Here is a 13,706-nt window from a genome sequence, read left to right as displayed (position 1 = left end):
CTCGGTTCAGCATAGCCCCCGCGGGCCGCGGGGGCAATACGAACGACCGGCGCGGGTTCAGCCCTTGAGGCGTTCCACGAGCTGCTTGAGGGTGGCCTGGGTCTGCTCGTCGAACCAGCCGGCAACGAACGCGTCGATATCGAGCGCCTCGCGATCATCGAACAGCGCGCCCAACTCGGCACGGCAGAGCGCCCTTGTGGCCTGCATGGAATGCTGGGGCAGCTTCAGCAGGCCGCGGCACCACTCGACCGAGCGCGTCACGACCTCCGCCGGCGCCGCCAGTTCGTCGACCATGCCCAGCTCGAGCGCTTCCGCGGCGGGAATCATCTCGCCGGCCACCAGGTGGCGCTCGGCGGGATAGGGGCCGATCAGGCGCACCAGGGCCCGGTGAATGGCCGGCGGCACGACCAGGCCGACCTGGACTTCGTTGAGACCGAGCCGATAATCGCCCTCGGCCTGAATGCGGTAGTCGGCAAACAGCGCGATCACCGTGCCCCCGGCCGGGCTGTGGCCGGTCAGCGCGGTCACGATCGGCACCGGGCTGCGGGCAATGCGCTCGAGCAGGCCGAACAGGGCCTGCCAGAACTCGCGCATGCCGCGCTCGTCGAGGTTCAGCAGCTCGGGTACGTCCAGCCCGGCGGAGAACAGGCCCTCGCGCCCGGACACGATCAGCGCACGAGCGCCGTCGTCGGTGGCCTTGCCGATGGCCTTGTCGAGGGCATTGACCAGTGCCGGGTTGAGCGCGTTGACCGGCGGGCGGTCGAGACGCAGTTCGACGATTCCGTCGCCGTGATCGATGTTCTGGAGCATTCCGCTGGCGTCCTCTGCTTGAAATCAGACTGCGAGTTTACCGCCCCGCCGGCCACGGCGGGCGAACGGCGCGGCAAGGCATTCGCGCTGTCATCGGCAGCGGTTATGATGATCTATTGTCGGAATCGGGAGTGCAAACGCGTGTTCGAGTCGGAACCGGCAAGTACCGCATTGGCGATGACGGCCGCCGGGCTCCTGCTGGTCCTGAGCGTGCTCTTCAGCCGGCCGTCGGAACGCATCGGCATTCCTATCGTGCTGGTCTTCCTGCTTATCGGGCTGCTCGTCGGCTCGCGCTTCGGCCACGAGCTGATCGACTTCGAACTGGCCTTTCGCATCGGCACCATGGGCCTGGTTCTGATCCTGTTCGACGGCGGCTTGAACACGCCCTTCCGACAGGTTCGCGAACACCTGCTGCCGGCCTCGATCCTGGCCACGCTGGCGGTCGTCGGAACCGCCGGCCTGGTGGCCCTGACGGCCTGGTGGCTGGGCCTGAACTGGATGCTGGCGCTGCTGCTCGGCGCGATCGTCTCGTCGACCGACGCGGCCGCCGTATTCTCGACACTGCGCGGCTCGGGGGTTCAGCTTCGGCGTCGCGTGGGCGCCACCCTGGAGCTGGAATCAGGCCTCAACGATCCGATGGCCGTGATTCTGACGCTGACACTGACCGCACAACTGGTCGGCAGCGAACCCTTCAGCCTGCCGGGCTTTCTCGGTCACGTCGCGCTGCAGCTGGTGATCGGTCTCGTTGCGGGGCTCGGCATCGGCTGGCTCGGCGCGCAATTGCTCTCGCGCATCCGGGTACCCGCCGCCGGGCTCTACCCGGCCCTGACCCTGGCGCTGGCCCTGCTCGCCTTCGGTGTGCCCACCCTGTTCATGGGTTCGGGCTTCCTCGCCGTCTACGTGGCCGCCCTGATGCTGGGCAACCGTCGCCTGCCCTACCGCTCCGGCATCCTGCGCGTGCACGACGCCCTCGCCTGGCTGGCCCAGATCACGATGTTCCTGGTGCTGGGGCTACTGGCGGTACCGCAGATCCTGATGTCATTCGGCTGGCGCGGTCTGCTGCTCGCGCTCGCGCTGGCGCTGTTCGCCCGTCCGCTGGCCGTCGCCCTGTGCCTGCTGCCGTTTCGATACACCGCGCGCGAGACCGCTTTCATCTCCTGGGTGGGGCTGCGCGGCGCGGTGCCCATCCTGCTCGCCACCTACCCGGTGATGGCGGGTGTCGAGGGTGCCATGACCTTGTTCCACCTGGTGTTTTTCGTGGTCGTGGTCAACGCGATCATTCCCGGCGCGACCGTGCGCTGGGCCGTGTCCCTGTTCGGCGTCGAGCGCGGCAGTGTCGAGCGCCCCGCCCCGGTGCTGGAAATCAACGCCATCGACAGCCTGCCGGTGCAGATCATCTCGTTCAACCTGCACCCGGCCGCCCTGGTGACCGGTCAGCCGGCGCGCATGCTGCCGCTCCCCACCGGCGCCGACATCCTGCTGGTGGTCCGCGGCAAGGAGGCCCTGCCGGTCACCCCCGACACCCTGCTGCAGGCAGGCGACCATGTGCACGTCATGGTCAAGCCGGAAGACAAGCGATCGGTGGAGCTGATGTTCGGCCTGCGCGAGGACGACTGATCAGCCGAGCTTCTTGCACAGCTGGTGCAGTATGGCTGCGGTGGCACCCCAGATCATCCAGCGGTGATGCGGAATGGTGACCAGGTCATGGCCGTGACCACCGCGGGTCACCCGATGGTGCCGGTAGGAATCGGGATCGAGGACGACCGACAGGGGCAAGGTGAAAATCGTCTCGACCTCGTTCGGACAGGGCGTCAAGCGCGGTGCGCCGTCGATCGTGGCGACCACGGGCACGATGCGATAGCCGGTGATGGTGTCGAAGCGATCGAGCAGGCCGTGAACCGAGACGGCGGCGGCATCGACGCCGATCTCCTCGCTGGTCTCGCGCAAGGCGGTCACCAGCGGAAACGGCTCGTCGGATTCCCGGCGCCCACCGGGCAAGGCCACCTGGCCGGCGTGCAGTGACATCCGGCGGCTGCGCACGGTCAGCACCACGGCTGGCTCGGGGAACGCCACGATCGGAATGAGCACGGCCGCCGGACGCGGGTTCCAGCGATCGTGAACGGGGCGAAAACCGCCCAGGGGAAGGTCTTCGTGCGGGGTGTCGGGAGGATGCAGCCGCGCCGCCAGAAGCGACGGCGCGACTTCAGCCTTCATCGAACAGCCGATCCGCCCGGGCCGGCAGGGCCTGCATGATTTCCCGGCGCTGCTCGGGCGAGTACCCCAGCCAGCCGGTGATCTCCGTGGCGGAACGGAAGCAACCCACGCACAAGTCACCGGGACCCAGGGTACAGGTCCCGATGCAGGGCGACTCGACTTCCGGAATCGGCCGTGCCGGGTCGCTCATCGAAGGTTCCTTACCGAAGGTTTCCTATTGTTGCCCGGGCGCCTGGGTCGGTGCTTCGTAGTCTTCCGGTGCGCCGATCTGCTCGAGCTTGATATCGAACTTGAGCGCCTCGTTGGGGCCGATGATCGGCGGATCGCCGCGCACGCCGAATGCCAGCTCGGGCGGCAGGAAGACCTGCCATTCGGCCCCTTCCTTCATCAGGGGCAGCACTTCCTGCCAGCCCTCGATGACCGAGTTGACCTCGAACACGGCCGGTGTGCCGCGGCGGAAGGAGCTGTCGAACTCCCGGCCATCGATCTTGGAGCCGCGATAGTTGACCGTCACGGTGTCCTCGAGGCTGGGACGTTCCCCTTCACCCTCTTCGATCACGCGGTACTGCACGCCGCTGGGCAAGGCAACGATGTTGTTCTTGCTGCGGTTCTCGGCCAGGAATTCCTCGGCCTTGGCCTGGTTCTCCTCGGCGAGAGCCTCGAAGGCCTCCATGCGTTCCTGCCGCAGCCTTTCCTGCAGCTCGGTCATGCGCTCGCGCATGATCTGCATGTCGACCGCGGGTTCCTGCTCGTTGTAGGCGTCGCGCATGGCCTGGATAACGGCCTCGAGATCGACACTGATGTCGTAACTGCGAAGCTCGGCACCGAATTCATAACCGATGGAATAGCCGAGCTGGCCCTCTTCACTTTCCAGGTCCTGGGCTACAGCCGGCGCGGCCAGAATCAAGGCCATCGTCGCCGCGAGAAAGCACTTCTGCATGTTGCCTCCGTTAAGGGAAGTCGTTGAAAGCGGAAATTGCGAAAGCGGGCATTGTACCCGACCGCCCTGCCCGTGGCCACGGGGCCCCGGGAATGCAGCGGCCCGCTACAGGGCCCTTGTCACCACCCATTGACCATCAAAGCGCGTACGGGTTCCTGAGCCCGTAAAGGCAGTATTTACCAAATGAAAGGCCAAATACACCATATGCTGCCGGAGCGGCGCGCGCAAGTCATTGTTTTTTCCGACTGACCCGCATTGGCACAGAGTTTGCTTCATACCGGGCAAGCAACAACCCGATCGCACAGGAGACACGAAAAATGGGCATTTTTTCCCGCATGGGCGACATCATCAACGCCAACCTCAATTCCGCTCTGGAAAAGGCGGAGGATCCGGAGAAGATGATCCGCCTGATGATCCAGGAAATGGAAGACACCCTGGTCGAGATTCGTTCGGCCACGGCCAAGTGCATTGCCGAGAAGAAGGAGCGCGCCCGCCTGCTCAAGCGCCTGGAACAGCAGCAGATTGACTGGGAACGCAAGGCAGAACTCGCGCTGGAGAAGAATCGCGAGGACCTGGCCCGCGCCGCGCTGGCCGAGAAAACCGCGCTGGGCGACCGAATCGGCTACCTGCACGAAGAACTGGAGCAATACCAGGAGCAGCTGGCCAAGTACGACGACAACATCGGCAAGCTGCAGGCAAAGCTGACCGACGCGCGCAACCGCCAGCGGGCCCTGGTGATGCGTCACCGCTCGGCCAACCACACCCTCAAGACCAAAAAGCACGTTCACAACGGCAAGATCGACGAGATGCTGTACCGCTTCGATGCCGCCGAAGAACGCATCGAGCGCATCGAATCGGAAGCCGAAGCCCTGGACATGGGCCGCAAGGGCCAGTCCCTGACTTCGGAGTTCGACCAGCTCGAGCGCGATGATCGGGTCGAGGAGGCGCTCGCCGAGCTCAAGTCGCGCCGCAACAAGGAGTAATCCGCCATGGGTGAGTTGCTATTCGTGCCGCTGATCGTCTTCATGGTGATCGTGGCGCCGATCTGGCTGATCCTGCATTACGCCACGCGCAATTCGGCCAACCGGCGCCTCAACAGCAAGGACGAGGCGCTGATGGAAGAACTGCACGAGAACGCGCACAAGATGGAGGACCGCATTCGCACCCTCGAGCGCATTCTCGACGCCGACAGCCCCAAATGGAGAGACCGCACATGAACCGCCGATACGACGAACACGATCGCCCCAGCCGCAATCGCCTGTATCGAAACAAGCAGCGCAGCTTCCTGGGCGGGGTCTGCGCCGGCGTCGCCGACTGGGCCGGTTTCAACCTGACCGCGCTGCGCGTTATCACCGTGCTGCTGGCCATCCCGTTTACCGCGGTGATGGTCGTCGGTTACATCGCGCTGTGGATCCTGCTGCCGAAGCGCCCCGCCAATCTTTATCGCGACGAGCGCGAAGAAGCCTTCTGGCAGGAAGTGCGCAAGGGCCCCAAAGACGGGGTCAGCAGCCTCAACCACCGTTTCCGCGAACTCGACAAGCGCCTGCAGCGAATGGAGGCCTGGCTGACCTCGAACGAGTACCGCATCGACCGCGAGCTGCGCGACTGACCGGCCCGCTGCGAGCGCGTCGAGGGAGCCGCCGCCATGCATCTGCTACTGACCATCGTCATCCTGCTGCTCATGATTCCGGCCGCCCTGGCCGGAATCGGCGAGGGGCTGATCAGCGCGATTGCGAACTCGGAATGCCTTTCCAACGCCCTGCCCCACGCCAGCGCCCTGCTGGCCGAGATGGCGCCGCTGGCGCCGGCGGTGGGTCTGCTCCTGGCGGGGGGCGCCACATTGGGGGTTGCGGGGTGGTTGATTGTGAAGGTGGTTAACGGAGGATGAAAGGAAGGTTTCAGGGTTCAGGGTTCAGGTTTCAGGCGGCAGCCGAGAGCATTGCGGGGCGGCTTCGCCGCGGTCCGCCCGTGCGAGATCGAAAGGAAAGTGCGGCATCCCCGTCGGCATCTTCGAATCGCGGCGCAGCCGCCCCGCAAGGCGCAGACGTCGTCGCCTGAAACCTGAAACCTGAACCCTGAAACCTTCCTTTTTACCCTTCCCCAGCCCTTAAACTATCCGGCTCCAACCAATCCAACCGGGAGCCGAACATCCATGGCCTACGAAAACCTCATAGTCACCGACCGCGACGCCGTTCGCACGATCACCGTCAACCGCCCCGACAAGCTCAACGCGCTCAACCGGCAGACCCTGCTGGAATTGCAGCAGGCTATGATCGAGGCCCACGGCGACGACGCCGTGCGGGTGATCGTGATTACCGGCTCGGGCGAGAAGGCTTTCGTGGCCGGCGCCGACATCGGCGAGATTCGCCAGCAGTCGGCGATTGAAGCACGCGCCTTTTCGGCCATGGGGCAGAACCTCATGAGCCTGATCCAGAGCTTCGACAAGCCGGTTATCGCCGCGATCAACGGTTTCGCCCTCGGCGGCGGGATGGAGCTGGCCCTGGGTTGCCACCTGCGCATTGCCTCCAGCAACGCCCGCCTGGGCCTGCCGGAAATCAAGCTGGGCATCATGCCGGGCTTTGGCGGCACGCAGCGGCTGCTGCGCCTCGCGGGCACGACCCGGGCGCTGGAGATGGCCCTGACCGGGGAGCCGATCAAGGCCGAACGGGCCGAGCAGCTGGGCATCGTCAACCGCGTGGTCGAGCAGGAGGAACTGGAGACGAGTGTCAGCCGGCTGGCGGATCAGCTGGCCGCGGCGGCGCCGGAGGCGGTGCGCGGCATCCTGCAGGCGATCAACCAGGGCGCCGATACCGACATGAATACCGCCCTGGCGCTGGAAACCGCCCGCTTCGCCCTGTGCTGCGCCACCGAGGACATGCAGGAAGGCACCGGCGCCTTCCTCGAAAAGCGTGCTCCGGAGTTTCGAGGCAAGTAAAACAATCAACAAAACCGGGAAACCACCGAAAACACCGAATGACACCGAAGTGAATGGATTTTTGGTGCCTTCGGTGTCTTCGGTGTCTTCGGTGGTTCCGATTTACTATTCGCGCTACTTCAGATAGCCAGACTCTCCCGCATAATCCTTTTCCCCGGCCGTCACGCGCACGTCGAGGCGGTTTTCCGGGGGCGGCAGGGGGCAGGTGGAGTATTCGGTGAAGGTGCACGGCGGGTTGTAGGCGCGGTTGAAGTCCAGCACCGTGCAGTCGTTGTCATCGGGCATGGGCGCGTACAGCATGCGCCCGGCGCCGTAGGTCTCGCGGCCGGTGGTGCGGTCGGCGAAGACGAAGAACAGCTCCTCGTCGTCTTCGTCGGCGACGGCCTCCAGGCGGTAGGTCTCGCCGCGGTATTCGAAAACCGCCACACCCAGGTTGGGCTCCTGGGTGATATCGCCGAGCACGCTGCCGACGGGCATGGTCGTACCCGGCGGGTGGTACTCGAAGCGCGCCTCGACGAGCCATTCGGGGTCGAACGGAAAGTAGTCCAGGCCCTTGAAGTCCGTGCGGGTGCTGGCCCGCGGCCAGCGCGTGCGAACGCCCAGGCGGCCTTTGCGCTCGATGATCTGGAAGCGTACGTCGGCGGCCTGCACCCAGACCGGCTCGTCGCGGCCGGGCTGGACCAGCATGCCGGGCACGCCGGCTCTTCCGTCCACGCTGACCGCATCCGAGGCGGGCTCGAAATGCGCCCGTGTACCCTCCACCACCAACTCGCCCCAGTGGTCGGGGCCGGCCGGCATGGAGATATCGGCATCATCGGCTACACCGACGCGCCAGCGCCCGTCTTCGACGAAGTCCAGCCCCACCAGGCTGAGCCAGCCGTAGGGTTCGGTCAGGCGCGCGTAGCGTCGCTCGCGCCAGGCCAGGGCATCGGCCCGCCCGTTGGATGCTTCGACGCTCGGCGCAGCTTCCGGCTCCGGCGCTCGAGGCTTCGGGGCATCGACCGCGCAGGCTCCGAGAAACAGCGCGACTGCGGCCCCGATGGCAGCCCATTGCATGGCTCGCAGGCCGGTCGTCCGTCTCGTTTCCATGGCCATCGCTCTCCGTTCGTCAGCTGCGGCCGTAAATGTCTTCGAGCCGCTCGATGTCGTCCTCGCCGAAATAGCTGCCGGTCTGAACCTCGATGATGTGCACGTCATCGCTGCCGGGGTTCTCCAGCCGATGCAGGCTGCCGACGGGGATCTCGACCGTCTCGTCGGGACCGTAGATCCGCTCTTCGTCGCCGACCCGGACTTTCGCCTGTCCGGCCACGACGGTCCAGTGTTCGCTGCGGTGCTGATGCCGCTGCAGCGACAGGATGCCGCCGGGCTTGACCACCAGGCGCTTGACCTTGCAGTCGTCGGCGTCTTCGAGCACGGTGAAGCTGCCCCATGGCCGGTGCACCGTCTTGTGGAATACCGCCAGCTGGTCGTTCTTGCGGGTCAGTTCCTCGACCACCGCCTTGACCTCCTGGGCGCGATCGCGGCTGGCCACCAGCACGGCATCGCCGGTATCGACGATGACCAGGTTGTCCACGCCCACGGCGGCCACCAGGCGCTTGTCGCCCTGCACGAAGGTGTTGCGCGCGTCGATCAGGACCGCTTCGCCCTGCACCCGGTTGCCCAGCGCATCGGTTTCGTAGAGATCGCTGATGGCCTGCCAGGAGCCGATATCACTCCAGCCGCAGTCGACCGGCACGACGGCCCGGCGCTCGGCCTTTTCCATGATGGCGAAATCGATCGAGTCGGGCCGCACTCGGGCGAAGCGCTCGGCGTCGAGTTCGATCGGTGCGGCATCCGGATCGGTTTGAGCCCAGGTCTCGCGCACCTGCTCGAGGATGTCACCGGCATGCGCTTCGAGCGCGGCAAGAATGGCGTCGGCCCGAAAGCAGAACATGCCGGCATTCCAGAGGTATTCGCCGGACTCGAAGTAGCGCCGCGCGGTCTCCTGGTCGGGCTTTTCCACGAAAGCGCGGATTTCCTTCCCCTGCTCGCCGATGGACTGGCCCGAACGAATGTATCCGTAGCCGGTCTCGGCGTGCGTCGGCGTCACACCCAGGCAGGTCAGCCAGCCGTCCCGGGCCAGGGCGTCGGCGCGGGCGACGGCCGCCGCGAAGGCGTCGAGATCGCGGATCAGGTGGTCGGCCGGCATCACCAGCAGGCGGGTCTCGGGGCCGTAGAGCTGCTCGGCCCAGAGCGCGGCCGCCGCGATGGCCGGCGCCGTGTTGCGCCCTTCCGGCTCGAGCAGGAAGCGGTGGTCGGCCGAGCTGTCGACGGTCTGGTACTCGTCGCGCGTGAGAAAGTAGTAGTCGCGGCCGGTCACCGTCAGGGTCACGGGCGCATCGCCCACGGCGAGCGCCCGACGGATCGTGCTGGCTGCCAGGGTCTGCCCATCGGCCAGGCGCATGAACGGCTTGGGATGCGCCTTGCGCGACACCGGCCACAGCCGGGTGCCGGCGCCGCCGGACATGATCACGGGTATCAGCATGGGGCCTCGCTCCATCGATTCAGGCATTCGGCCAGCGCATGCTCGCAGTCGGGCAGTGACTGGCCGGTGAATTGTTCATAGCGCGAGCCGTCGAGCACGGACCAGGCGGGACGCTTCGCCTTTTGCGGCCACTGGTCGCTGCCGATCGGCTCGACGTCGACGATGCCTGGAATGATGCCACGCTCCGCGGCCAGCTGCACGGCCCGCTCGGCCAGGGCATGCCAGGTCATCACGCCCTGGCCGCTGACGTGCAGGATCTCGGGCCGCTCGACTCGGCCGGCCAGGGTCAGCAGGCTGCGGGTCGCCTGCGCCAGGGTACCGGCCCAGGTCGGAGAGCCGCTTTGGTCGGCCACCACTTTCAGGTCACGCCCTTCGCCGGCACGCTTGAGAATGGCGCTGAGGAAGTTGCCCGGCAAGGCACTGTAGACCCAGGCGGTTCGCAATACCAGGGCGCGGCAGTCGCTGGCCGCGATCGCCTGCTCGCCGGCGAGCTTGCTGCGCCCGTAAGCCGATTCCGGCGCCACCGGATCGTCCTCTCTCCAGGCGCGCCCGGGTTGGCCGCTGAACACGTAGTCGGTCGAGTAGTGCAGCAGCAAGGCCTCGCGGCGGCGACACCAGTCGGCCAGCGCGGCGGGCAGGTCCCGGTTCAGGCGAAAGGCCTCGCTCTCGTGCTCCTCGGCATCGTCCACCGCCGTCCATGCCGCGGCATTGACGATGATCCGCGGCTGCAGCCGATCGAGCAGTCGGCCAACGCCTTCGATGTCGGACAGGTCCAGCGCGTGATCCGCCTGGCTGCGGGCGCAGGTCGTCATACCGCCAATCTCGGCGCGCAGGTGGCGACCAAGCTGGCCGTTGGCACCCAGCAGCAGCGTGGTCACGACGGCAACCGGTCGGCCGCGAGCTCGGCCAGGCGCGGCGCGGCGCGATCCTTTTCCGAAAGACCCGAGGGAGTCAGCGGCCAGTCCACCGCGAGATCCGGATCGTCCCAGGCGATCGAAGCATCGAACTCGCCGCGGTAGGACCGGGTGCACAGGTAGTTGAACGTGGCCGAATCGCTGAGCACCTGGAAGCCGTGGGCGAAGCCTTCCGGAATCCACAGCTGTCGATGGCTGTCGGCATCGAGCGTCACGCCCGCCCAACGACCGAAAGTACTCGAGCCGGGGCGAATATCGACGGCCACGTCGAACACCGACCCGGCCGTGACCCAGACCAGCTTGCCTTGCGGCTCGGGCCACTGGTAGTGCAGCCCGCGCAGGACGCCGCGCGTCGAACACGAGCAGTTCGCCTGCACGAAGTTCTCCCCGATACCATGTTCGCGGTAGCGCTCCTCGCGCCAGGTCTCGAGGAACCAGCCGCGCTCGTCGCCGAACACGCGCGGCTCGATCAGCTTCACGCCCGGCAGTTCCGTGTCGATGACCTTCATGCCGGCTCGGCAGTGCGCGCGATCATGCGCAGGTAGTCGCCGTAGCCGCTTTTGGTCAGCGGCTCGGCCAGGGCCAGCAGTTGCTCGCCGTTGATCCAGCCCTGGCGAAAGGCGATTTCCTCGGGGCAGGCCACGCGCAGGCCCTGGCGCGACTCGAGTGTTTCGATGTAGCTCGAGGCCTGCTGAAGCGACTGATGGGTGCCGGTATCGAGCCAGGCGTAGCCGCGCCCCATGCGCTCGACCGTAAGATCGCCGGCCTCGAGATAGCGACGATTGAGATCGGTGATCTCCAGTTCGCCGCGGGCGGAGGGCTCGAGATCGGCAGCAAAGCCGCAGACGCGCTCGTCGTAGAAGTACAGCCCGGTGACGGCATAGTTGGACTTCGGCCGTTCGGGCTTTTCCTCCAGCGAGAGCACCCGACCCTCACCGTCCATCTCGGCGACGCCGTAGCGCTCCGGGTCGCTGACCCAGTAGCCGAAAACCGTGGCACCCCGGGCGCGTCCATTGGCGCGCTCGAGCAGCTCGCGCAGGCCGCCGCCGTGGAAGATGTTGTCGCCCAGGATCAGGCAGGCCGGGTGGCCGTCGAGAAATTCCCGGCCGATGATGAAGGCATCCGCCAGGCCCCGCGGCTCGTCCTGCACCGCCCAGGAAAGCTCGATACCCCACTGGCTGCCGTCGCCCAGCAGGCGCTTGAACAGGGCCTGCTCGTGCGGCGTGGTGATGATCAGGATCTCGCGAATACCGGCCTGCATCATGGTCGACAGCGGGTAGTAGATCATCGGCTTGTCGTAGACCGGCAACAGCTGCTTGCTGATCACCTGCGTGAGCGGATACAGCCGCGTCCCGGAACCGCCGGCGAGAATGATGCCTTTACGCGTCATGGCTTTTCATCATTTTATTGATTGTTTGATTTGGAACCGCAGATGAACGCAGATTAACGCAGATGAAAAGAGCTTCTTGAAGAAAAAATATCAGTCAAAGTCTGAAACAAAGAACGTCAGGCGGGCCGGAGCGATCCTTCCAAAGCCCGTTTGTTTATCCGCGTTCATTCGCGTTCATCTGCGGTTCAATTCATCCTTTTTTGAATCTAGAAACGCCGAGGCGTTGGGAGCGGTAGCGGCCGTCGCGGATGCGTTGCCACCAGTCGCGGTTTTCGAGGTACCAGTCGACGGTCCGCGCCAGGCCTTCAGTGAAATCGACCGAGGGTGTCCAGCCCAGTTCGTCGCGGATGCGGGTTGCGTCGATGGCGTAGCGGCGGTCGTGGCCGGGGCGGTCGGTGACGTATTCGATCAATTCGCGCCGGGGACGCTCGCCGGGGACGCGCTCGTCGAGCAGGTCGCACAGCAGGTGGACGACGTCCAGGTTGGCCATCTCGGCGTTGCCGCCGATGTTGTACACGCGCCCGGGCTCGCCGGCTTCGAGCACCCGCTCGATGGCGCGGCAGTGGTCGGTGACGAACAGCCAGTCCCTGCGCTGCTGACCATCGCCGTAGACCGGCAGCTTCTCGCCTTCCAGGGCGTTGATCAGCATCAGCGGAATCAGCTTTTCGGGAAACTGGAACGGCCCGTAGTTGTTCGAGCAGTTGGTGATCATCACCGGCAGGCCGTAGGTTCGGTGCCAGGCGCGTGCCAGGTGATCGGCAGCGGCCTTGGAGGCCGCGTAAGGCGAGTTGGGTGCGTAGCGATGGGTTTCGCTGAAACCCGGCTCGTCGGGACCGAGGGTGCCGTAGACCTCGTCGGTGGACACGTGCACGAAGCGGAAGTCGTCCGCCCCGCCCTGCCAGTAGGCCAGCGCGGCATCCAGCAGCGTTTGCGTACCGGTGACATTGGTGCGGATGAACGCGCCCGGGTCGTCGATCGAACGGTCGACGTGGCTTTCGGCGGCGAAATGCACGATTGCATCGGGGCGATGCTCGTCGAGCAGTCGCCGCACCAGCGGGCCGTCGCAGATGTCGCCCTCGACGAAGACATGCCGCTCGTCGGGCAGGCCGTCGAGTGACTCGCGATTGCCGGCGTAGGTCAGCAGGTCCAGGTTGATCACCCGCGTGTCGCCGGAGGCGAGCACGTGATGGACGAAATTGGACCCGACAAACCCGGCGCCGCCGGTTACTAGGAGGGTTTTCATCTGAAATTCAAAACCTTGTAGACGCGAAAACGCGAATCAAAACCTGTTAAACGCAAAGACGCTAAGACGCAAAGAATTCAAGACGGGTCGAGGCGTTCTATTATTCGTCCCGCCAGATTCCAGTAATTTTGGTCGTTCAGGGAATTTATCCCTTTTTTTAATGGATTTCTTTGCGTCTTAGCGTCTTTGCGTTTCAAAGATTTTTATGCCCAGCCCCGAAGGCCGTGCTGTCCTGCCACGGCCCGCACAGCTCAGACGCAGCACCCGTCAGAACGGAATATCGTCTTCCAGGCCGCCGCCGTTGTCGCTCGGGGGACCGTCGTAGCTCTGCTGGGACTGGTTCTTGTTGTCGTCGAACGGCGCACTGCCGCCGCGACTGTCGAGCATCTGCATCTCGTTGGCGACGATTTCGGTCGTCCAGCGGTCCTGGCCGTCCTGGCCCTGCCACTTGCGCGTCTGGATGCGCCCTTCGATGTAGACCTTCGAACCCTTGCGCAGGTACTCGCCGGCAATTTCGCCGAGCTTGCTGAACAGCACCACGCGGTGCCACTCGGTGCGTTCCTGCTGCTCGCCGGTCTGGCGGTCGCGCCAGGCCTCGGAGGTCGCGATTCGAATATTGGTCACTGCATTGCCGCCGGCGGTGTGCCGGGTTTCGGGATCGGCGCCGAGATTGCCGATCAGGATCGCCTTGTTGATTCCACGGGCCATGACGCGGGCCTCTCCTGTTGTGCGTTTG

General features: G+C 65.5%; 17 protein-coding genes. 6 read left to right on the top strand and 11 right to left on the bottom strand.

Annotated elements, in window-relative coordinates; translation table 11 throughout:
- Positions 1 to 57: 57 nt before the first annotated feature.
- Positions 58 to 810, bottom strand: coding sequence for an enoyl-CoA hydratase/isomerase family protein (locus ACDC67_RS06435; RefSeq protein WP_376691599.1), 753 nt, complete (start codon positions 808 to 810; stop codon positions 58 to 60).
- Positions 811 to 828: 18 nt separating this feature from the next.
- On the opposite strand from ACDC67_RS06435, the gene ACDC67_RS06430 reads away from it, so the two are divergent.
- Positions 829 to 2,427: a potassium/proton antiporter gene (locus ACDC67_RS06430; RefSeq protein ID WP_376691597.1), complete on the top strand. Its 1,599-nt coding sequence runs from the start codon at positions 829 to 831 to the stop codon at positions 2,425 to 2,427.
- Here the strand turns inward: ACDC67_RS06430 and ACDC67_RS06425 are convergent, their stop codons facing one another.
- From ACDC67_RS06425 to ACDC67_RS06415, 3 genes are read right to left on the bottom strand one after another with little or no spacing between them, the layout of a single operon-like run.
- Positions 2,428 to 3,024, bottom strand: a complete 597-nt coding sequence (locus ACDC67_RS06425) for a CoA pyrophosphatase (RefSeq protein WP_376691594.1) — start codon at positions 3,022 to 3,024, stop codon at positions 2,428 to 2,430. It lies immediately after the preceding gene.
- On the bottom strand, positions 3,014 to 3,214 hold the full coding sequence (locus ACDC67_RS06420) for a DUF1289 domain-containing protein (RefSeq protein WP_376691591.1): 201 nt from the start codon (positions 3,212 to 3,214) through the stop codon (positions 3,014 to 3,016). Before ACDC67_RS06420 ends, ACDC67_RS06425 begins: the two co-directional genes overlap by 11 nt.
- Before the next feature lie 24 nt (positions 3,215 to 3,238).
- Positions 3,239 to 3,964 carry an FKBP-type peptidyl-prolyl cis-trans isomerase gene (locus ACDC67_RS06415; RefSeq protein ID WP_376691589.1) on the bottom strand — a complete coding sequence of 242 codons (726 nt, stop codon included), beginning with the start codon at positions 3,962 to 3,964 and terminating at the stop codon, positions 3,239 to 3,241.
- 317 nt (positions 3,965 to 4,281) lie between these two features.
- On the opposite strand from ACDC67_RS06415, the gene pspA reads away from it, so the two are divergent.
- The 5 genes from pspA (at position 4,282) to ACDC67_RS06390 (ending at position 6,899) form a co-directional block, all read left to right on the top strand.
- Positions 4,282 to 4,947, top strand: a complete 666-nt coding sequence (pspA, locus tag ACDC67_RS06410) for a phage shock protein PspA (protein WP_376691588.1) — start codon at positions 4,282 to 4,284, stop codon at positions 4,945 to 4,947.
- Positions 4,948 to 4,953: 6 nt separating this feature from the next.
- Complete coding sequence (gene pspB / locus ACDC67_RS06405; RefSeq protein ID WP_376691587.1) at positions 4,954 to 5,181, top strand: envelope stress response membrane protein PspB; 228 nt, start codon at positions 4,954 to 4,956, stop codon at positions 5,179 to 5,181.
- Positions 5,178 to 5,573 (top strand): envelope stress response membrane protein PspC, encoded by a 396-nt coding sequence (gene pspC / locus ACDC67_RS06400; protein ID WP_376691585.1) that lies wholly within the window; start codon positions 5,178 to 5,180, stop codon positions 5,571 to 5,573. The genes pspB and pspC overlap by 4 nt, the downstream gene beginning before the upstream one ends.
- Positions 5,574 to 5,609: 36 nt before the next feature.
- Positions 5,610 to 5,852 carry a hypothetical protein gene (locus ACDC67_RS06395; RefSeq protein WP_376691584.1) on the top strand — a complete coding sequence of 81 codons (243 nt, stop codon included), beginning with the start codon at positions 5,610 to 5,612 and terminating at the stop codon, positions 5,850 to 5,852.
- Positions 5,853 to 6,116: 264 nt separating this feature from the next.
- A complete protein-coding gene (locus ACDC67_RS06390) occupies positions 6,117 to 6,899 on the top strand; it encodes an enoyl-CoA hydratase/isomerase family protein (protein ID WP_376691582.1) in 783 nt (260 codons plus the stop codon).
- Between the two features lie 114 nt (positions 6,900 to 7,013).
- On the opposite strand, the gene ACDC67_RS06385 is transcribed toward ACDC67_RS06390, so the two are convergent.
- The 7 genes from ACDC67_RS06385 to ssb form a co-directional block, all read right to left on the bottom strand.
- Entirely contained in the window at positions 7,014 to 7,988 is a 975-nt protein-coding gene (locus tag ACDC67_RS06385) for a DUF1684 domain-containing protein (protein WP_376691580.1), read from the bottom strand.
- A 19-nt stretch (positions 7,989 to 8,007) separates the two neighbouring features.
- Positions 8,008 to 9,423 carry a mannose-1-phosphate guanylyltransferase/mannose-6-phosphate isomerase gene (locus tag ACDC67_RS06380; protein ID WP_376691578.1) on the bottom strand — a complete coding sequence of 472 codons (1,416 nt, stop codon included), beginning with the start codon at positions 9,421 to 9,423 and terminating at the stop codon, positions 8,008 to 8,010.
- A complete protein-coding gene (gene rfbD, locus ACDC67_RS06375; RefSeq protein WP_376691577.1) occupies positions 9,417 to 10,301 on the bottom strand; it encodes a dTDP-4-dehydrorhamnose reductase in 885 nt (294 codons plus the stop codon). The genes ACDC67_RS06380 and rfbD overlap by 7 nt, the downstream gene beginning before the upstream one ends.
- On the bottom strand, positions 10,298 to 10,846 hold the full coding sequence (rfbC, locus tag ACDC67_RS06370) for a dTDP-4-dehydrorhamnose 3,5-epimerase (RefSeq protein ID WP_376691576.1): 549 nt from the start codon (positions 10,844 to 10,846) through the stop codon (positions 10,298 to 10,300). Before rfbC ends, rfbD begins: the two co-directional genes overlap by 4 nt.
- Positions 10,843 to 11,727 (bottom strand): glucose-1-phosphate thymidylyltransferase RfbA, encoded by an 885-nt coding sequence (gene rfbA, locus ACDC67_RS06365; protein WP_376691575.1) that lies wholly within the window; start codon positions 11,725 to 11,727, stop codon positions 10,843 to 10,845. Before rfbA ends, rfbC begins: the two co-directional genes overlap by 4 nt.
- Before the next feature lie 190 nt (positions 11,728 to 11,917).
- Entirely contained in the window at positions 11,918 to 12,970 is a 1,053-nt protein-coding gene (rfbB, locus tag ACDC67_RS06360; RefSeq protein ID WP_376691573.1) for a dTDP-glucose 4,6-dehydratase, read from the bottom strand.
- A 267-nt stretch (positions 12,971 to 13,237) separates the two neighbouring features.
- A complete protein-coding gene (ssb, locus tag ACDC67_RS06355; protein ID WP_376691572.1) occupies positions 13,238 to 13,678 on the bottom strand; it encodes a single-stranded DNA-binding protein in 441 nt (146 codons plus the stop codon).
- Positions 13,679 to 13,706 lie beyond the last annotated feature (28 nt).

It is taken from the genome of Wenzhouxiangella indolica, assembly GCF_042310355.1.
In the GTDB taxonomy this organism is placed as follows: Bacteria; Pseudomonadota; Gammaproteobacteria; order Xanthomonadales; family Wenzhouxiangellaceae; genus Wenzhouxiangella.
The sequence above is the reverse complement of the archived record's forward strand: the minus strand, read 5'-3'. Positions and strand labels throughout refer to the sequence as shown.